Source organism: Corynebacterium sp. LaCa117 (assembly GCF_046717765.1).
Lineage (GTDB): Bacteria > Actinomycetota > Actinomycetes > Mycobacteriales > Mycobacteriaceae > Corynebacterium > Corynebacterium kefirresidentii.
Genome location: NZ_CP177102.1, coordinates 2,531,236 through 2,549,276 on the forward strand (window position 1 = coordinate 2,531,236; position 18,041 = coordinate 2,549,276).

An 18,041-nucleotide genomic window follows, 5' to 3' on the forward strand; every position below is an offset into this window, starting at 1 on the left:
TTTTCGGCTGCATCACCTTTGCGGATGCAGCAGGAGGGTACGTTGCGTCAAGCAACCCCACTACAGTACCGCAAGTGACCGGCGAAAAGAAATCTAACCGGTGGTAGTTGCGGCGAAAAACACAGCGGCTGTCGCCGGAATGATGGTGAGGAAAAGGATGGCGAGGATCCCTAAAACGATAGGCCCGCGCCGATCCTCGCGGTTATGAAACAGCCAGAAGGCGCCCATCACGCAGAGAAAGCCTAAGAAGATGGAGGCCATCCCGATATAGGTAACAATCATGCGAATGCTCCTGCCAAAGGATCACTGCCACCATGCGCATCGCGCACCTTATCCGTGGTCTTACCGCACATCTGGCGAATGATAAGTACAGCCATGGCGATAATGAGGGCATCGCGGGAGATAACGGCGACGTCAAGAAGCTCGTGCGGAATGCCCTTATTGTCCGTGCCCAGCATGTGCCACATCAATAGCGGCCATACCAGGGCGTCAACAAGCGCCCAGCTAAAGACCAGACGCCAGCGCGGCAATGCTAGAGCTGCGGGGACTACCAGCCACAGCGAATACTGCGGCGACCACACCTTGTTAACCAATAAAAAGGCAGCCACGATGAGGTAGACCAGCTCTGCCATGCGCGGGGTTCGCGCGCTGCGCAGACCCAGCACCGCAATTGCTGCGCAAAGAGCCAAAAAAGCCACCAAGCTGAAGGTATTGAGAAACTCTGGGCTAAAACTCATGCCGGTATTGCGGCTGAGCACTGAGTAGATGGTGGTCCACTCCGCACCGCGCTCTTGGTTGAGGCGGAAAAATTCGCGCCACGCATCCGGGTATTTCATTGCCACCGGCGCGTTGACCGCAATCCAAGCTACGGAGGCGCCAAGTAAGGCTAGGAAAAATTGCGACCAACGGCGGTTGCGCACCGCCAAGACCAAGAATGCCCCCAAGATGAAGACCGGCCATAGCTTGAAAGAGGCGCCAAGGCCGATAAGGACACCCGCTACCACCGGCCGCTTGCGCGCGGCGGCCAGAAGCGCGCCTACGGCAAAGGCGATGGAGGGGATATCCCAGTTGCTAAAGGCGTGAATGATGATAAGGGGGCTGGCCGCTACCAGGATGGTGTCCCACGTGCGATTGCCTACCAAAAGGTAGACCATATAAAGCACGCCGACCCAGATACAGGACATGACCAAGGCGGTGAGGCCGAAGTACCAACCGGCCTCTGGGATTCCGGCCCACTCTACAAGGGAATAGGTATTGCGGGCGATCCACCCCATCATTCCTTGGAATAAGCCCGCGAGGACCGGGTATTCCATATAGCGGGTCAGGTCGCCCTCCTGCCAAGAGTAGGCATAGGGGAAGCCGCCTTCATCGAGGCCACGGCCACCATAGAGCGGGATGATGTCGTTATAGCAGAAAGAGGTGTACTGGCGGTTTGCTGCCCAATTCAAGCTAATAACCCCGTCATCACCGCGGGTACCGCCAGCACAATTGGCTTTGGAGAGGAATCCGCAAGCCAGAAATACCCAACCGACGGCGATGATGGCGCGCAGCGGGGTCCACCATTGGGTACGCCGAACACCGGCAAAACGGCCCATTGGCCCGCCGAGGAATTCAATTACCCCGCGGGCCAACGGCTCTGAGGAGGCGGGAATGCGCTGATGCGAATTCACTGTCACTGCCGCCTACCCTAAAAGGTCTGCCAGGTCGCTATTCGGACCAATGAGGTCATCTAAGGACGGGGCCTCTTGCTGGGCCGGTGCTTGGTTGTTGTTGCCATTGTTGCCACTGTTGCCACGGTTGCCACGCTGTGGACTTGGCGCTGGCTTCGGGCTCTCCGGTTTCTCTTGTGGCTGGACCGGCTTGGTCTCTTCTTCCGGCGCAGCCTGCTGCTCTGGAGCCTCGTAGTTTTGCGTATCGCCAGCGCCGCTATCCCAGCTCGGGTCATAGGCCGGGGCAGCGGTTCCGGCGCCCATATTGCCGAATCCCAGTGGATAGGCGGCCGGGAAGTTTTGGAATTCGGAGTTGGCCAGGGAGTTATCCAGCACGGCCTTCCAAATCTTGGTCGGCGCACCCGCGCCGTACATGATGCCGCCGTACTGATCGAAGATGGCGGAGGTGTTATCGGCGGTACCTACCCACACGGCAGTAGCCAGCTGCGGGGTGGCACCAACCATCCAGGCATCCTTGTTATTTCCGGTATCGCCCATCTGGGTCGTACCGGTCTTAGAGGCAGAAGCGCGGCCGCCCGCAAGGGCGCCATTGGACCACGCGGCTACCGGCTGCATGGCCTCGAGGACGTTATTGGCCACATTGGACGATACGCGGCGCTCGCCTTCATCTTCAGGGTGCTCGTACAGCACTTCACCGGCGGCGTTTTCTACGCGCTGCACAAAGTGGGGGTTATGCCACACGCCCTGGTTAGCCAGAGTGGACATGGCGGTAGCCATATCGAGCGGGCGGGACTGGTACTGACCCAGGACGATGCCCTCGAATGGCTGCTTGCCCTCTTCCGTCAGCGTCTTGTCAATACCCGGCAGGGACTTAGCCACACCCAAGGCATGCGCCATATCCGCGGTGTCCTGCGTACCGTTCTTCAGGTCCGCCTGCAGGCGCAGGAAGGAGGTATTCAGGGACTGCTTGGTAGCCTCGCGCAGGTTGCATACGCCGCAGCCACCGCCCACGTTGGTAACCATATCGGATCCCGGCAGCTGATAAGGAGCAGAAGAGTAATTAGTATCCAGGCTAATTCCCTGCTGCAGGGCAGCTGCTAGGGCCATGATCTTGAAAGTCGAACCGGTCTGCAGCGGGGAATTGGCGTAATCCCAACCATTGGAATCGTGGCCACCGAAGTACCCGCGGACCGCACCGGTCTTCGGGTCGATGGTGACGGAAGCCGCACGTGCATCTTCCTGCAGGGGAGCCATCTGCTCATCGACTGCCTGGATGGTGTTGTTCTGCACGTTCATATCAATAGTGGTGGTAATGCGCAGACCACCGGTGGACACCTCGTTTTCGGTGATGCCTACCTCTTCCAGCTCACGGATGACCTGATCTTTGATGTGACCGTTGGCGCCCGGGGCCTCGGTATAAGCCGAGTACTCGGCTGGGTCGCGGGTCTCCGGGAAAGTCATCCCATCGCGCTGTTCTTGGGTGAGGTCACCCATGCCCACGAGGCCATCTAGGACGTAGTTCCAGCGGTCCTCGGAGCCCTCTTGGTTCACGCGCGGGTCGAGTCCGGACGGGGACTGGATGAGGCCAGCGAGCATGGCGCCTTCCTCCGGGGTGAGGTCCTTGGCGTCCTTATTAAAGTAGGCGTTGGATGCGGCCTGGATGCCGTAGGCATTGCGTCCGAAGTACACGGTGTTGAGGTAGGCGTTGAGAATATCCTTCTTTTCCCACTCATTGGTCATCTTCACCGAGTAGATAAGCTCGCGAATCTTGCGCACATAGGAGTACTCATTACCCACTAGCGTGTTCTTCACATATTGCTGGGTAATGGTGGAACCGCCACCAGCATCAGCGTTGCCGGTTACCTTACCCACCACGGCGCGGCCGAGGCCGGTGAAGGAGAAGCCGGAGTTATCCCAGAAATCGCGGTCCTCCGCGGCAAGCACGGAGTCCTGCACATAGTCCGGGATCTCATCTAGGTTTACGTGGGTACGGTTGCCTTCCGGCGGCACCAAACGGGCGAGCTGGGTCTGGTTATCGCCCGCGTAAATGGTGGAGACTTGGTTATTGGCCAGGTCCTTGGGCTCCGGAACGGTGTATTGCGAATATGCATAAGCAAAAAGTCCTGCGGGCAATGCCACAAAGACCAGTAGGAACGCCAAAACGACCCACGGCCAGATGCGGCGTTTCTTCTTCGCCTGCTTTTTGCTGGGGCGAGCCACCTTAGTGGACTTGCCGGTAGATTCCTTCTCGGTCACTGATTCGTGTCCTCATTCATCCCTGATCACAAACTAAATAATTGCAGCTTACTGCCTAAGGCGGTGTGCCGGAAACTAACACGCGTTAAAAGCAGTAGCAGAACGCAACAAGTGGTTCCACCGGCACTGGCGACATACCTCCACCTCGTGCACCGTAAACTCCAAGCCCTCGGCTACAAATTCCGCTATTTCTTTATCACTACGGGCGCTCCCAGCACGCCGGCCGAGGTTCTCGCCATAGACCCAGCGGGTAAGCCGCAAAGGCTCGCCGCATACGGGGCATTCTTTATCCATGGTGCGCCCGTGGTGCTCAGCTGCGGCGCGCAGCAGAAAATCGGCATCGCATACCTCTTCCCGTGTGAGCTGCCCGGCGCGAAATTCGCGCAGATGGTGGGCGCGTTCCCACTCGTGGGAGAGCACATGCTTATAGGCAACGGAATTCACCCGAATCATCCTAATTACCTCTTCTTGATCGATCCACATGGTGTTATGCCACCGCAGGGCACAATTTTCGGCTTAGTCTTGCGCAGTCACTGACAACCACAATTCATGGATATAAAAGGAGTAAACCTTGTCCGAGAAGGTAAAGGTCGCCATCGTGGGCGTCGGCAATTGCGCCACGTCCCTCATTGAAGGCGTGGAGTTTTATCGCAACGCCGCTGCCGATGCAGATATTCCCGGTTTGATGCACACCCAGTTTGGCCCGTATCACGTCGGCGACGTGGAATTTGTTGCCGCTTTCGACGTGGATGCGGACAAAGTGGGCAAGGACCTTGCGGAGGCCACGCGCAGCTCCCGCAATTGCACCATTTCTATTACCGACGTGCCAGAGCTGGGCGTTACCGTGCAGCGCGGGCCTACCCTGGATGGCTTGGGCCGTTACTACCAAGAGTCCATTGCGGAATCAGAAGCCCCGCTTGCCGACGTCCCCGCTGTCCTCCGCGAATCCGGCGCCGACGTCGTAGTTTCCTACCTGCCGGTGGGCTCCGAAGATGCGGATAAGTTCTACGCACAAGCGGCCATCGATGCCGGTTGCGCCTTCGTCAATGCCCTGCCGGTCTTTATTGCCTCTGATCCAGAATGGGCGAAGAAGTTTGAAGACGCCGGACTGCCCATTGTGGGCGATGATATTAAATCCCAGGTAGGCGCCACCATTACGCACCGCGTCATGGCAAAGCTCTTCGAGGACCGCGGCGTGCGCTTGGAGCGCACCATGCAGCTCAATGTGGGCGGCAATATGGACTTTAAGAATATGCTCGAACGCGAGCGCCTCGAATCAAAGAAGATTTCCAAAACGCAGGCCGTCACCTCTAACCTGCACAACTCGCCTATCGCCGGCAAGCGCGAGGACCGCAATGTTCACATCGGCCCTTCGGATTATGTGGAATGGCTCGATGACCGCAAATGGGCCTATGTCCGTTTGGAAGGATCTGCCTTCGGCGAAGTCCCGCTGAACTTGGAGTACAAGCTGGAGGTCTGGGACTCCCCTAACTCTGCCGGCATCATCATCGATGCGGTGCGCGCCGCCAAGATTGCCCTCGACCGCGGGGTTGCCGGCCCAGTACTGCCTGCCTCGTCCTACCTGATGAAGTCCCCGCCGGTGCAAAAGGCCGATGACGTGGCACGCGCCGAGCTGGAAGATTTTATTGCCGGAAGCTAACTTTTTAACTTCCAAACTACCGCGCAGAGAAAACGAGCTATACAATCGTTTTCTATGACGCAGCAACATGAGGAGAAGGGCCCCGCTCAATCCCCGTCTACATACGAGGATGCCGTCGAGGTCGCGCGTTCCATCCAACCGGCGCTCAATAAGCTCATCCTTATTTTCCAGCGCACGGCAGAGGGCTCTTCTTTGACCACCTCCCAGGTATCCATCATGAACCAGCTGCGTATGCGGGGCCCATCACGCGTATCCACCATCGCGCAGGCAGAGCTTATCCGCATGCCCACCGCCTCTAATGCGCTCTATCAGCTAGAGCGCCGCGGCTACGTGGAACGCCACCGCGATGAGGAAGACCGCCGCGGTGTCCTGGTAGCGCTGACGCAACTGGGCGAATCTGAACTCGCCATCGTTTCACAGCAGCGCGCCTCGGCCTTGGCAGAGATCATGCGGTGGCTAGAGCCTGAAGATTTGGATACCGCGAACGAGGTTGCCACCGTCATCTCCAAGCTTGCAGATGTCTATCGCCCCACAATGAACGGCGAACAGCACTAGTTTTGCCCGCAGTGATTTCATTTTTCTGGGGCTTAACGTGATAATTGAGAGAAGCGAAAACCGTAATCTCTCACTAGTTCGTACAGTATGGCAACTGATATTTCCGATGGGCATCTCCCAGCCCTGAGCAAGGGCTCGGCCGAAAAGCCACTTCGCATCCTTATTTCTTGGAGCCCCTCTTCCTCCGGCACCGAGGCACTCGAGTGTGCCGCGTGGCTTTCCCGTACCGCTGATATCCAGGTACGCGTCATCTCTACCGTATTCCAGCCGTGGACTACTACTTCCCTCAGCAAACTGGGCGGAAAATATAAAAAATGGTTTAAAGGACAAAAGGAGGCCTGTGCCGCCGCTGCCCGTGCCGCCCTCGATGAGGCCGGCGTGCCGCGTAGCTGCTGGGATGAGAAACCCTCCCTATTGGTCGACGGCCCTTCGCGCCCCCATCTGCTGACAGAAATGGCCAAGAAGTTCGAGGCAGACCTCATCATTTTGGGGCCCAACCAGGCCGCACCCAAGGGGCGTTTCTTCGCCGGATCTACGGCCGATACCCTGCTGCATTATTCCCCTCAACCATTGGGCTTGGTGCCTCGCAAGGTAAAGCTGTCCAAGCACGGCGTCACCCGCTTTAACTTTGCCATCACCGAACGCAGCCCGCGAGAAGATCATGAGATGCTCGCCGCAGCCGAGCTTGCCAATCGCTGGAACCTGCCGCTGCGCCTGCTTGCCTTTTCGGCAAAGGGACTGCTCAATACGCCGTCCAAGGATAAGCACGATATGGCGCTCGAGCTGGCGGCGGAGTGGCTCGAGGATTCCCTTGCCATGCTGGATCGCGCCCGCGATTGCATCCAGGAGAAATTCCCAGAGCTGGATGTCACCTCTGAAATTGGTTCCGGTGCCGGCTGGGGCGGCGCAGTGGATTCGCTCAAGTGGAAAAAGGGCGATCTCATGCTTATGGCCTCCACCCCGCAAGGCCCCATCGCCCGCGTATTCTTGGGTTCTACTGCCACGGAGCTGCTGCCGCATATTCGGGTGCCCATCTTGGTCCACCCAGCCTGCGGTTAGGATTGGGGTATGAGCCAGCGACCAGAGCATCCCGAAAACGATCTGACATCCGATGCTGACTATGCCAATCTGCGCCGCCCTGAACCGCAGAGTTTCGATGAGCTGGCCGATGAGCCGGATCCTTTAGAGATTGCCGCTGCTAACCGCCGCTCTACCCGGCAAGCCGTCTGGTACATGCTCGCAGTCCTTGTCATCTCCGCGCTTTATGGCTTCTCGGTCGCGCTCGCCGCTAGGCTTATGGGCGGTCCTTTATGCGAAGATGGCACCGCTACGTGGCTCTGCACCGATGGGCAGCGCACCTTCTTTAGCCTGACCACCCCGATCATTCCCTTCTTCGGCATGATTGGCTGCGCCATCATCATGGTGCGCAAGCTGCACCGCTATTTGCGCTGGCGCAGTTGGATGGCCATTTTCTGGGTGATGGCCTGCAATTTCATGCTATGGACCATTACCGATATCCAGCTATTTCTCATGGACTCGGCTGCCGCATAGAAAACTTCCCCCTCCCGATGATCCTCCTGCTTGATAATTACGATTCTTATACCTTCAACTTGGCTCACCTCATTGCAGAGGTAGACGGGCGTCACCCACTCGTTATTGCTGCCGGCGAGGCGGAAGGGCTGGCCGAGCGCGTCCGTGCCGGCGAATTTTCTCATGTGGTGATTTCTCCCGGTCCGGGCACGCCTGAGCGGGAGGAGGACTTCGGTGCTGCCCGAGCCATCATCACCGCCGCAGCGGCGGCCGAGATTCCGGTGCTGGGCGTATGCCTTGGCCACCAAGGGCTGGGCCTCTTGGCTGGCGCTCAGGTTTCTCGTGCACCACAACCGCGCCACGGTTTTGTCTCCACTATTAGCCACTCGGGCGAGGGTATTTTTGCCGGAATCCCGCAAAATTTCGAGGTAGTGCGCTACCACTCCCTGCAGATTGACGAGGTCCCCGGTATCACCGTTCATGCCCGCAGCGAGGATGGCGTCATTCAAGCGCTCAAGGTCGATGGTTTGCCGCACTGGGGCGTGCAATTCCACCCGGAGTCGGTGCTTACCCAGCACGGCCGGGATATTATGCGCAACTTCCTGGGTGGGTTCCGCCTGCTCCACCGCGAGGTTCCCGGCGCGGTGGACTGCCCGCAGGTCTTTGCTACCCTGCGCGCCGAAGGAAAAGATGCCTTCTTCCTCGACTCCGCGGATCCGCGCGGGCGCTACTCCATCCTCGGAGATACCACTGGCGCGTTGAGTCGTTCTTTCCGCTATAGGCTTGGTGACGCCCCCGATATCCTTACCCTCTTGGACCGCGAGCTCGCTACCCGCATCGCCAACGCTCCAGAACTTCCTTTCACCGGCGGGGTTATCGGCTACCTAGGCTATGAGTGCGCCCAGCTCACCCTGCCCATTGAGCTAAGCCACCGCTCCCCTTACCCGGATGCTTATTTTGTGCGGCCGCAGTCTTTTATGGTCTATGACCACCAGGAAGAAACAGCGCATCTGTGCTGCCTGGCTGGCGACGGCGCCGAGCAACTGCTGGACCGATTAGAAGCCGCCTTGAGTACGGATGAACCACAGGAGACTGGGGAGGGCCGCAGGGCGTCGCTAAGCGCAGGCGCCTGGCGCAGCCCCGACTACCTGGAGCGGATTAAGCGCGCTCAGGAGTTCCTGCACGCCGGGGAGAGCTACGAAGTCTGCCTAACCGATACCTACTCGGCCGGGGCCGAGGGGGAGCTTTATTCCCAACTGCGCTCACACAATCCCGCTCCCTATGCCGCGCACCTCGTCTTCGATGGCGTGGAAGTCTGCAGCGCCTCGCCTGAGCGCTTCCTCACCGTGCGCGGCCGTGAGGTGGAGGCCAAGCCGATTAAGGGCACTATCTCCGCCGACCAGGATCCGGCGTTGCTGACCACGGACCCGAAGACGCGCGCCGAAAACCTCATGATCGTCGACCTGCTGCGCAATGACCTTTCCCGGGTATGCGAGCCCGGAACCGTGCGCGTACCGAAGTTGATGAAGGTAGAAAGCTATGCCACGGTTCATCAATTGGTGTCCACCATTACCGGAGCGCTGCGTGCCAATGCCACTGCGGTCGATACCCTCCGCGCCACCTTTCCTCCCGGATCGATGACGGGCGCGCCGAAGCTGCGCACCTGCGAGATCATTGACCAACTCGAAACGGGACCGCGCGGGGTCTACTCCGGCGTGGTGGGCTACTTGGGCTTCGATGGGCAAGCCGATCTCAGCGTGGTCATCCGCACGGCCCTACGCGCGAGCGGTGAGGTCACTATCGGGGCCGGCGGGGCCATCGTTTTGGATTCGGATCCGGCCGCCGAGCTAGAAGAGCGCAACCTTAAGGCGCAGTCCGTATTAGGTGCATGGCAATGAGTACCTATCTCTGGCACGAGGGCGGCTTTATTCCCAGCCAAACCCATCCCGGCCCCTTTGACGTTGCGGATTCTTGGCGGATGCTTGGCGACGCCCACTCAAGCGCCCTTCGCCTTCACCTTCGGCGCTTCGAGTCGGTGGCCGGACCGCTTCCCGCTGGGTTCGTGCCTGCGATGCTGCAGCGCTTCGCCCCCGGCGATCTTTTTCCCCGCATCTCGCTAGCTGCAGGACAACTGCGCCTTGATATTCGCCCCGCACCCCCTGCACGCCCAGTCACCCGGCTAACCTATGCGCAGGCACCCGACCCGCGCTCGCAGCCTTTGGTCAAGGGCCCCGATTTCCCGGCACTGGCACGCTACCGCGCCGAGTACCAGGACGACGGTGCCGATGACACCGTCATAGTGGATTCCTCCGGTGCCATGCTGGAGACCACCACCGGCGCGCTCGTCGCCTGGGACGGGGAGACTCTTGTCCTCCCCACCGGGACGGCGCTGCCCAGCATCACGCTGCACCAGGTCACCCGGCGCGCCGCGGCCCTAGGCATACGGACCGAAACACACCCGCTCACCCTGGAGCTCGCCACCGAATGCCCCCTGTGGTTCCTCAACTCGCTGCACGGAATCAGCCCGGTGACCGAACTATACACACCTACCGGCATCGTCTATCCGCCCTGCAACCCGCACACCGCCACGTGGCAACGGTGGTGGTGGGACTCCTTCCACAAGGAAACGGCGCGCGACTAGCTCTCCTGCTTGGCTAGCTGCGCTGCCAACTGCGTTTGCACTGCATGTTGACCGTAACCAGTCATGGGTACTGACTCTCTAAGTCGACTGTCCTCTACAAACACCTAACCACCCAGTCAGTAAGCACGAGAGCGGCCCCGCCTACTATGTTCGATAGGTAGACGAGGCCGCCGGGGAAAAGACTCAAGATCTTAAGCTATTTGATTTGAATTAGCTTTCAAATTTCGAGCTATCAAGGTGCAAAGGGTCGACATCACTAGTCCCGCACCAAACACCCAAACAAGGGCCGGCGAGAAGATCGCAGTTTCCCCATCGCCCTTTGAACCGATTAACAGGCCGACTGCAATCGCAATGATGCCGATAATCATTCCTATCAACTGGACCTTCGCGGACTGTTTCGAGAGAATTAACGTGGTAATTGCGGAAACCACAGACAGAATAATGACCACAGTGCCGATCCAACCGATTCTGACTGGGGCCATAAAAACGAGAGCCACCCCTAAGACAGCCGCCACCAATTCAGGCCAAAGCGGACGGAGTTTTCCACTTGCCATAGTTACTCTCCTTTACTTCTCTTATCCCGAAATCGTAGGGTTCCACTGGCTAGGATGAGCTGCAGTCACGGCAGAAAAATAGGTTCCTGCAGCCGCGGCAACGCCCCCTTCATCTTAAAACTGAGCATAAAATTAAACTCCTCAAGTCGAATGTGAAAGCCTTCGGCCCGCCTGCCACCGATACGTGCGATCCTGCAACGCAGCGGTCAAAGCCGGAACCTATAAAAATCAACATACTTGAAAGTAATTTGCAGCAAGTAAAATGGCGGTAAAACTCTATTAACTTTTTAGTTAACGCTCAGCCCACCCTGCGGCGAAGCAAAGCATCTGCCGAGCGTTGCCTCTCCCGATCTCACGCCTGTTTCGACAGCACTTGGCAGTTTCTAATCAAGACCTCGAATTTTGATCGGCGAATTTTGCTGCTACCTCGGCGCAATCTGGCCGGCCGCAGTGCTGCGTTTCTACGTGCTGGATGCAGTCATCACAGATGAGCACCTGCTGGCGGCAGGTATCTTCATTAATGCAATTGTGGAAGGTATTCGTGCCTTTGCCACAGTGCACGCAATGGCCCAGCTGGATAAAGCCTGGGTCCTGGAGTCCTTGGCCAAACTCATGGTGCATGCGTTTATCAAAGACATACATTGAGCCTTCCCACAGGCCATCATTGCCGTACTTTTCGCCATAGCGCACAATGCCGCCATCGATCTGGTAGACCTCTTTGAAACCACGATTCTTCATCAACGAAGACAGGATCTCGCAGCGAATACCGCCGGTGCAATAGGACACCACCGGCTTATCTTTCATCCAGTCGTACTTGCCGGACTCAATTTCCTCGATGAAGTCATGCGTGGTTTTCACATCGGGCACGACGGCATTTTTAAACTTGCCAATCTCTGCCTCCATGGCGTTGCGTCCATCAAAGAAGACGACTTCCTCGCCACGTTCTTCTACCAGCTTATTAACCTCTTCTGGCTTGAGGTGCACGCCACCACCGACGACACCATTTTCATCCACCTTCAGCTCGCCCGGCGCGCCAAAGGCCACGATTTCATCGCGCACCTTGACCGAAAGGCGCGGGAAGTCATCCGCTCCGCCCTCGGACCACTTGAACTGCATGCGCTTAAAGCCTGGGTATTCCTTGGTCTGGCGGACGTAGCGCTTGCAGGCTTCCATATCGCCGCCTACGGTGCCGTTGATGCCGTGCTCAGAGATGAGGATGCGGCCCTTGAGCCCCAGGGACTCGCACAGGGTGCGCTGCCACAGCATGATTGCGGTGGGATCTTCGATGGGGGTAAAGCAGTAATACAGGAGAACTTTGCCAATAGTCACGCCCCAATCTTAGGCCTGCAGCAGGATAGATCCCCAATCTTGTAGTTGTTCTTTATAAGACTGCGGCCCCTCCAGCACGGGCTGAAAGGGCCGACCTTCTACTACGCAGAACCTAGCGCTTCTGATACAGCGCTTTCTTGCGGGCAAAGACGGGATCAGAGGTCACGAGCACGCCAAGGTTGCGGAAGATTCCCTCATCCACCGAACCCAGGATGGTGGTGGTGTGGACGTCGCACCCGGCAAGCTCCTTGATCTGTTCCAGCGCCTTTCGGGCATTGTCATCCTTAGCTGCAGACACGGATAGGGCGATGAGCACCTCGTCGGTATGCAGGCGTGGATTCTTGGAACCCAGGTGCTTGGTCTTAAGCGTTTGAATCGGTTCGATGGATTCAGGCGAAAGCAGATGGATGTCGTCATCGATGCCGGCCAGGTGCTTCAGGGCATTGAGCAGCATCGCGGCCGAGCAGCCCAGCAGGGGCGCGGTGCGGCCGGTGATTATGGTGCCGTCGTGCAGCTGCATAGCGGAGGCAGGCTCGCCGGTTTCTTCCGCACGCTGGCGCGCAGGCGCCACCACGGGCCGATCTTCTACCTTGATGCCGGCCTTAGCCATGATGACGGCGGCTCGCTCAGACTGCTCGGTGCCCAAGCCGGCACGCGCCTCTTCCACCTGCGCCTTGAAGTAACGGCGGATGATTTCTTGTTGGGCGGCGGCACGGCACACGGCATCATCAGTAATGCAGAATCCGGCCATGTTCACGCCCATGTCCGTCGGAGACTGGTATGGGGTGGTACCGGTAAGCTTTTCCAAAAGCGTGCGCAGCAGCGGGAATGCTTCCACATCGCGGTTGTAATTCACGGTGGATTCGCCGTGGGCGGACAAGTGGAAGTGGTCAATAATATTGGAATCATTGAGGTCCACCGTGGCGGCCTCATAGGCCAAGTTCACGGGGTGTTCCAGGGGGAGATTCCAAATAGGGAAAGTTTCAAACTTGGCGTAGCCGGCATTATTGCCGCGCTGGTGCTCGTGATAGACCTGCGAGAGCGCGGTGGCCAGCTTGCCGGAGCCAGGGCCCGGTGCGGTGACCACGACGAGGTCGCGGGAGGTTTCCGCAAACTCATTGCGGCCAAAACCCTCTTCGGACACGATGAGGTCCGTATTGGTGGGGTATCCAGGGATAACGCGGTGGCGCGCCACCTTGAGGCCGAGGCGCTCTGCCTTGTCGATGAAGGCTTCCGCCTGGGAGTTGCCTTCCTCCAGCTGGGTCATGACGATGTTTTCTACCAAGAATCCGCGGCTGCGGAATACGTCCACCAGGCGCAGCAGGTCATCTTCATAAAGAATGCCCAGGTCCGCGCGCACCTTCTGGCGGGAGATATCTTTCGCGTTGATGCAGATGAGGATCTCTACGTCCTCTTTGATGCGCTCTAGCATCGCGATTTTATTGTCCGGGGTGAAACCCGGCAGCACGCGGGAGGCGTGCATATCGTCAAAAAGCTTGCCGCCCATCTCTAGGTAGAGTTTGCCGCCAATTTCCTCGCGGCGGGCGTGAATGTGCTTTGACTGCAGCTCAATGTATTTCTCGCGGTCAAAGCCGATTTTTTGCGTCATGATTTGAAAGCCTTCCCCTGAGTTAAATCATTCCGCATTTCGAGTTTACGCTATTGTCACCCCGTAAATAAGTGGGCTGGTTAGCGGCAGGTTTTGCCGAAAATTCTTCCCGATTAGACTGGTTTCTATGCCTGAAGGTCACGTCATCCACCGCCTAGCTAATAAATTCAACGCGGATTACCGCGGCATGCCGCTTCGCGTGACCAGTCCGCAGGGTCGCTTCGCAGCGGAGGCGGAGATTCTCGATGGCGAGCGCATCGAGCTGGCCGAGACCTACGGTAAGCACCTTTTTGTACACTTCACCGCTTCGGATCCGCGCCATATCCTCTATATTCACTTAGGGCTCATCGGCAAGCTGCGCTTCGAGCCCCGCGAGGAGACCGGCGGACAGATTCGGGTGCGCATTGATAATGGCACCGAGGCCGCCAACCTGCGCGGACCACAGTTTTGCCGCTTGCTTACAGAAGAGGAGTACCGCGCACAACTGGCTAAGGTAGGCCAGGATCCGCTGCGCGCGGACGCCGATGTGGATGCCTTATGGGCCAAGGTGCACAAATCGCGGCGCAGCATTGGCTCGCTGATGATGGACCAGCACCTCTATGCCGGCGTGGGCAATATCTACCGTGCAGAAACCCTCTTTCGCCATGGCCTCTCCCCTTTCCTGCCTGGCCGCGACGTTTCCCGTGAAACCTTTGACGCCACGTGGACCGACCTAGTGGATCTGATGGAGTACGGGGTGGAACACGGCCGCATTGATACGGTGCGGCCCGAGCATTCCCCCGAAGCCATGGGGCGCGAACCGCGTAAAGACGACCATGGCGGGGAGGTTTATGTCTACCGCCGCGCCGGTTTGCCCTGCTATGTCTGCGGCACCCCAGTGGCGGAAAGAGTCATGGAGGGGCGCAACCTATTCTGGTGTCCGACCTGCCAGCCGGCTCCTTAAAGGCCTATCCTGGCGGGCATGCGATATGCCTATAGCGTTGCTGCCGTCCGCGCGGCGGAGCAGTCCCTTCTAGCGCAACAAAACTACGACGATGAGCTCATGCGCTTGGCCGCGCGCGGCGTAGCAGCCACGGCCGCAGCCATGCTCGGCCCTAGGCGGCATGTGAGTATCCTCGCCGGCCCGGGCGGCAATGGTGGCGATGGCCTCTACGCTGGCGCTTTCCTGGCTAAGGACGGTTATTCGGTAGAGGCCATCCTCGCGGCGGATAGCGCCCACGAACCCGCGCTGCAGGCGTTTACCGCGGCCGGCGGGGCCATTGTGCACAGTCTGGAGGATGCCGATCTGCTTATCGACGCCGTCGCCGGCCTCTCCTCCACCCGCGGCCTCTCCGGTGCCCCACTTAAGACCTATACCGAGGCCAAAAAGCGTGGGGTTCCAGTCCTGGCAGTGGATATCCCCTCCGGGATTAACGCCGATACCGGTGTGGCTGCGACCGATGCAGTGGAGGCGGACGTGACCATTAGCTTTGGCTGGGCCCGCGCCGGACACGTCTTTTCCCCGGAATGCGGCGCGGTGGTGCTCTGCGATCTCCTCTTGCCAGGCGCGCCGCGCTCTTTTGCAGAAGAGCTGTCTGCCACCGCTGAACCGGTGGGCCATATCGCCAATGAACCCACCATCCCCTTGCCCTATCAGTGGCCAACCGAGCCGGTACTCACGGGAGACCAAGGCCTGGTTACCGCCCCAAAGCCGGTGGGTTGCACGGGGCCAATTCTGGATCCGACGCCGGGGGCAAAAAGCACCAAGTACACCGGCGGGGTTACCGCGGTATGTGCTGGCAGCAGTACCTTTCCCGGCGCGGGCATACTCGCCGCCACGGGCGCGGTGCGGGCCACCCCCTCCATGGTCCGCGTCGTAGGAAATGACTCTGTGGTCGCAAGCCTGCCGGAGGTAGTTCCCCATGCAAGCGCCGAAGAAAAGGTCCATGCTCAAGCCTGGGTAGTAGGCCCAGGCCGAGGCACCGGGCCGGAGGCGGCAGCGGAATTACGGGCTGTGCTGGCACGAAAGCTGCCTACAGTTATCGATGCGGATGCGCTCACGGTGCTGGCACGCAATGAGGACCTGCGCGAACTTGTGCGCGATCATCCCTGCGCCATTCTGACCCCGCATGCCGGGGAATTTGAGCGGCTCTATACGGCTACACTTGGCCGCGCACTCGATCTCTCGGAGGGCTTAGGGGTACGCCTACAGGAGCTTGCCTTAACGCTCGACTGCTTTATCCTGCACAAAGGCCGGATCACCACGGTCACGGCCCCCGGTCAGGAAATATATGGCATGAACGCCGGGCACTCCTATGCAGCTACCGCCGGCTCCGGTGACGTGCTTTCTGGCATCCTCGGCGCCACGCTAGCCCAGCTGAACATCGCTGAGGTGGATGCGAAGGGGATCATTGCGGAGATCTTGCACGCCGCAGCCATACACCAACACGCTGCCGCTATTGCCGCCCACACCCCAGACGGCTTCGGGATTTGCTCCGCCTCCCAGATTGCCGCGGCGGCGCCTCAAGCAATCGCACGGTTGTTGGTGATGCGGCGCTAGCTGAGCGCGGCAACCTTCTCCTGCTCAGAAACTCGGCCGTCTTTGACCTCGACCACGCGGTCAGCGAAGGTCAGCAGGGATCGGTCGTGGGTCACCAGCACGGTGGCGGTATTCATCTCCTGGGTGACATCGCGCAAAAGGCGGATGATCTCCTGGGAAAGGTGAGAATCGAGCGCGGAGGTAGGCTCATCCGCCAAAAGCAGGTCTGGCTGCTCCATGAGCGCACGGGCGATATTGACGCGCTGGCGCTGGCCGCCAGACATCTGGCCCATGCGGCGGTTTCCCATACCTGCCAGGCCCACAAAGTCCAATAGCTCATCGGCGCGCTGTGGGCGCAACTTGCGGCCAGCGATGTGATCCATAATCAATAGTTGGTCGCGCACATTGAGCGAGGACAGCAGGTTGGCCTGCTGAAAGATGATGGACCGGGTGCCATCTACCTGTACGGAACCGGAATCCGGGGTGATAAGCCCAGCGGCTACGGATAACAGAGTGGACTTGCCGGAGCCAGACTCGCCCACGATGGCGGTCAGGGTATTGGATTCGGCCTTGAGGGAGGCGTCGGCAAGCGCGGTAGTGGTTGTCTCGCCGTCCTGGTAGGTCACGGTGGCATTGCGAATATCAAGAATGGTGGACATGTTAAGCGTTTCCTCCAAGTGCATCGAGTGGGTTGGCTTTAGCTACGCGGCGGGTAGCGACGAGGGCGCCGGCCATGCCGAGGGCCCAAATACCAACCGTAGGAACGGCAATGGTGCGCAAAGAGACATCGAAAGGAACGGTGCCGGAGGCAAGCGCGCCGAACACCCACCCAACGGCAGCGCCCAGGATGGTGCCGGCAGCCAAGATGATGGCGGCTTGCGCCAGGGCATCGCGCAGCAGGTAGCGCACGGTGGCGCCGAGCGCGCGCAAAATGGACAGGTCTCGGGTGCGCTGAATGGTCCATACGGTCAAGAAAGCGACGGTGACTAGCGCGGAGATGCCGTACAAGAAGCCCTGCATGGTAAGCAGCGAGCCGCGTTCAGACTGATAGCCCGCCAGACCGGTGAAGGACTTGGACACCTTGACGGAGCCGGGAACCTCATGCTTATACAGTGCGGCGGTGCCCACCACGCCCTTCGGGGCGTGGCTAATCTGCTGCCAAGACTCGGTGGAAGCCCATACCACCGCAGAGTGGGAGTACATGGTCTCTGGGACGGTGCCCTCCACCGGCAGGTCGGTGCCGCCTAGGGTGACGGGTTCAGCCGCATCAATGGAATCTGGCAGGAGCACGCCCTGCTCTGGGATGGTCTTATCGGTGCCCGGAACCTGAGTGCCGGCCGGCAGGCTAAGGACGGCGACGCCTCCGTGGCCTTCCAACTTGGTCTGCGCCGCGCCGAGGGGAATACCGTCGCTGGCGATATCGCCGGCGTGCATCGCGGACTCGCTGAAGGAGGGGTCCTCGGTGGAGAAGGAAATATACGGGTACTCCTTTTCCAGGGACTCCAAAGCGGAAGTATTTTGCTTGGAAAGGCCCTCCGTCAGGCCGGAGAGCATCACGAGCAAAAGGGTGATGAGCGCAACCGTGCCGCCAATGAGCGCGAAGCGGCCGCGCGCTGTGGTGATTTCTCTGATTGCTAGGAACATACTTCTATATTCGCTTTATGCAGGTCAGAAGTAATCGGCCAGCTCGCTGAACCTCTAGTCAACCAAGTGGTTGAT

General features: G+C 59.2%; 17 protein-coding genes. 8 read left to right on the forward strand and 9 right to left on the reverse strand.

Going from position 1 to position 18,041, the window contains the following annotated elements; genetic code table 11:
- Positions 1 to 93 precede the first annotated feature (93 nt).
- The 4 genes from ACLI1L_RS12160 to ACLI1L_RS12175 form a co-directional block, all read right to left on the reverse strand.
- On the reverse strand, positions 94 to 282 hold the full coding sequence (locus tag ACLI1L_RS12160) for a hypothetical protein (RefSeq protein ID WP_023020135.1): 189 nt from the start codon (positions 280 to 282) through the stop codon (positions 94 to 96).
- Positions 279 to 1,676 (reverse strand): glycosyltransferase family 87 protein, encoded by a 1,398-nt coding sequence (locus tag ACLI1L_RS12165; RefSeq protein WP_411707687.1) that lies wholly within the window; start codon positions 1,674 to 1,676, stop codon positions 279 to 281. The genes ACLI1L_RS12160 and ACLI1L_RS12165 overlap by 4 nt, the downstream gene beginning before the upstream one ends.
- 6 nt (positions 1,677 to 1,682) lie before the next feature.
- Positions 1,683 to 3,926: a transglycosylase domain-containing protein gene (locus ACLI1L_RS12170; protein WP_411707688.1), complete on the reverse strand. Its 2,244-nt coding sequence runs from the start codon at positions 3,924 to 3,926 to the stop codon at positions 1,683 to 1,685.
- Positions 3,927 to 4,001: 75 nt separating this feature from the next.
- Positions 4,002 to 4,379: a DUF5318 family protein gene (locus tag ACLI1L_RS12175; protein ID WP_034655603.1), complete on the reverse strand. Its 378-nt coding sequence runs from the start codon at positions 4,377 to 4,379 to the stop codon at positions 4,002 to 4,004.
- Between the two features lie 118 nt (positions 4,380 to 4,497).
- Between ACLI1L_RS12175 and ACLI1L_RS12180 the strand changes: the two genes are divergently transcribed.
- The 6 genes from ACLI1L_RS12180 to ACLI1L_RS12205 all read left to right on the forward strand — a co-directional run bounded on the left by ACLI1L_RS12180 (position 4,498) and on the right by ACLI1L_RS12205 (position 10,312).
- Positions 4,498 to 5,586, forward strand: a complete 1,089-nt coding sequence (locus ACLI1L_RS12180; protein ID WP_049359193.1) for an inositol-3-phosphate synthase — start codon at positions 4,498 to 4,500, stop codon at positions 5,584 to 5,586.
- Positions 5,587 to 5,640: 54 nt separating this feature from the next.
- Positions 5,641 to 6,141 (forward strand): MarR family winged helix-turn-helix transcriptional regulator, encoded by a 501-nt coding sequence (locus tag ACLI1L_RS12185; RefSeq protein ID WP_086588346.1) that lies wholly within the window; start codon positions 5,641 to 5,643, stop codon positions 6,139 to 6,141.
- 87 nt (positions 6,142 to 6,228) lie between these two features.
- A complete protein-coding gene (locus ACLI1L_RS12190) occupies positions 6,229 to 7,200 on the forward strand; it encodes a universal stress protein (RefSeq protein ID WP_411707689.1) in 972 nt (323 codons plus the stop codon).
- Between the two features lie 9 nt (positions 7,201 to 7,209).
- Positions 7,210 to 7,692: a hypothetical protein gene (locus tag ACLI1L_RS12195; RefSeq protein WP_086588348.1), complete on the forward strand. Its 483-nt coding sequence runs from the start codon at positions 7,210 to 7,212 to the stop codon at positions 7,690 to 7,692.
- Positions 7,693 to 7,709: 17 nt separating this feature from the next.
- Complete coding sequence (locus ACLI1L_RS12200) at positions 7,710 to 9,569, forward strand: chorismate-binding protein (RefSeq protein WP_411707690.1); 1,860 nt, start codon at positions 7,710 to 7,712, stop codon at positions 9,567 to 9,569.
- A complete protein-coding gene (locus ACLI1L_RS12205; protein WP_411707691.1) occupies positions 9,566 to 10,312 on the forward strand; it encodes an aminotransferase class IV in 747 nt (248 codons plus the stop codon). The genes ACLI1L_RS12200 and ACLI1L_RS12205 overlap by 4 nt, the downstream gene beginning before the upstream one ends.
- A gap of 191 nt (positions 10,313 to 10,503) precedes the next feature.
- On the opposite strand, the gene ACLI1L_RS12210 is transcribed toward ACLI1L_RS12205, so the two are convergent.
- From ACLI1L_RS12210 to ACLI1L_RS12220, 3 genes are all read right to left on the reverse strand, one after another.
- The gene (locus ACLI1L_RS12210) at positions 10,504 to 10,866 is read right to left on the reverse strand and encodes a hypothetical protein (protein ID WP_086588351.1); all 363 of its coding nucleotides are present in this window, start codon (positions 10,864 to 10,866) and stop codon (positions 10,504 to 10,506) included.
- A 387-nt stretch (positions 10,867 to 11,253) separates the two neighbouring features.
- Entirely contained in the window at positions 11,254 to 12,195 is a 942-nt protein-coding gene (locus tag ACLI1L_RS12215; RefSeq protein WP_086588352.1) for a rhodanese-related sulfurtransferase, read from the reverse strand.
- Between the two features lie 112 nt (positions 12,196 to 12,307).
- Complete coding sequence (locus tag ACLI1L_RS12220; protein ID WP_316981588.1) at positions 12,308 to 13,804, reverse strand: DUF1846 domain-containing protein; 1,497 nt, start codon at positions 13,802 to 13,804, stop codon at positions 12,308 to 12,310.
- 127 nt (positions 13,805 to 13,931) lie between these two features.
- Between ACLI1L_RS12220 and ACLI1L_RS12225 the strand changes: the two genes are divergently transcribed.
- Both ACLI1L_RS12225 and ACLI1L_RS12230 read left to right on the forward strand, forming a co-directional pair.
- The gene (locus tag ACLI1L_RS12225) at positions 13,932 to 14,747 is read left to right on the forward strand and encodes an Fpg/Nei family DNA glycosylase (RefSeq protein ID WP_411707692.1); all 816 of its coding nucleotides are present in this window, start codon (positions 13,932 to 13,934) and stop codon (positions 14,745 to 14,747) included.
- Positions 14,748 to 14,765: 18 nt separating this feature from the next.
- A complete protein-coding gene (locus tag ACLI1L_RS12230) occupies positions 14,766 to 16,343 on the forward strand; it encodes an NAD(P)H-hydrate dehydratase (protein WP_411707693.1) in 1,578 nt (525 codons plus the stop codon).
- Here ACLI1L_RS12230 and ACLI1L_RS12235 read toward each other — a convergent pair.
- On the reverse strand, positions 16,340 to 16,981 hold the full coding sequence (locus ACLI1L_RS12235; protein WP_086588356.1) for an ABC transporter ATP-binding protein: 642 nt from the start codon (positions 16,979 to 16,981) through the stop codon (positions 16,340 to 16,342). The genes ACLI1L_RS12230 and ACLI1L_RS12235 overlap by 4 nt on opposite strands.
- A gap of 1 nt (position 16,982) precedes the next feature.
- Positions 16,983 to 17,966 carry an ABC transporter permease gene (locus tag ACLI1L_RS12240; RefSeq protein WP_411707694.1) on the reverse strand — a complete coding sequence of 328 codons (984 nt, stop codon included), beginning with the start codon at positions 17,964 to 17,966 and terminating at the stop codon, positions 16,983 to 16,985.
- Positions 17,967 to 18,041: the final 75 nt, after the last annotated feature.

What these genes read in the sequence shown, in the direction of transcription:
- ACLI1L_RS12160 (WP_023020135.1), bottom strand. Translation starts at nt 282, where the DNA reads ATGATTGTTACCTATATCGGGATGGCCTCCATCTTCTTAGGCTTTCTC.
- ACLI1L_RS12175 (WP_034655603.1), bottom strand. Translation starts at nt 4,379, where the DNA reads ATGATTCGGGTGAATTCCGTTGCCTATAAGCATGTGCTCTCCCACGAG.
- ACLI1L_RS12185 (WP_086588346.1), top strand. Translation starts at nt 5,641, where the DNA reads ATGACGCAGCAACATGAGGAGAAGGGCCCCGCTCAATCCCCGTCTACA.
- ACLI1L_RS12190 (WP_411707689.1), top strand. Translation starts at nt 6,229, where the DNA reads ATGGCAACTGATATTTCCGATGGGCATCTCCCAGCCCTGAGCAAGGGC.
- ACLI1L_RS12195 (WP_086588348.1), top strand. Translation starts at nt 7,210, where the DNA reads ATGAGCCAGCGACCAGAGCATCCCGAAAACGATCTGACATCCGATGCT.
- ACLI1L_RS12200 (WP_411707690.1), top strand. Translation starts at nt 7,710, where the DNA reads ATGATCCTCCTGCTTGATAATTACGATTCTTATACCTTCAACTTGGCT.
- ACLI1L_RS12205 (WP_411707691.1), top strand. Translation starts at nt 9,566, where the DNA reads ATGAGTACCTATCTCTGGCACGAGGGCGGCTTTATTCCCAGCCAAACC.
- ACLI1L_RS12210 (WP_086588351.1), bottom strand. Translation starts at nt 10,866, where the DNA reads ATGGCAAGTGGAAAACTCCGTCCGCTTTGGCCTGAATTGGTGGCGGCT.
- ACLI1L_RS12220 (WP_316981588.1), bottom strand. Translation starts at nt 13,804, where the DNA reads ATGACGCAAAAAATCGGCTTTGACCGCGAGAAATACATTGAGCTGCAG.
- ACLI1L_RS12225 (WP_411707692.1), top strand. Translation starts at nt 13,932, where the DNA reads ATGCCTGAAGGTCACGTCATCCACCGCCTAGCTAATAAATTCAACGCG.
- ACLI1L_RS12230 (WP_411707693.1), top strand. Translation starts at nt 14,766, where the DNA reads ATGCGATATGCCTATAGCGTTGCTGCCGTCCGCGCGGCGGAGCAGTCC.
- ACLI1L_RS12235 (WP_086588356.1), bottom strand. Translation starts at nt 16,981, where the DNA reads ATGTCCACCATTCTTGATATTCGCAATGCCACCGTGACCTACCAGGAC.
- ACLI1L_RS12240 (WP_411707694.1), bottom strand. Translation starts at nt 17,966, where the DNA reads ATGTTCCTAGCAATCAGAGAAATCACCACAGCGCGCGGCCGCTTCGCG.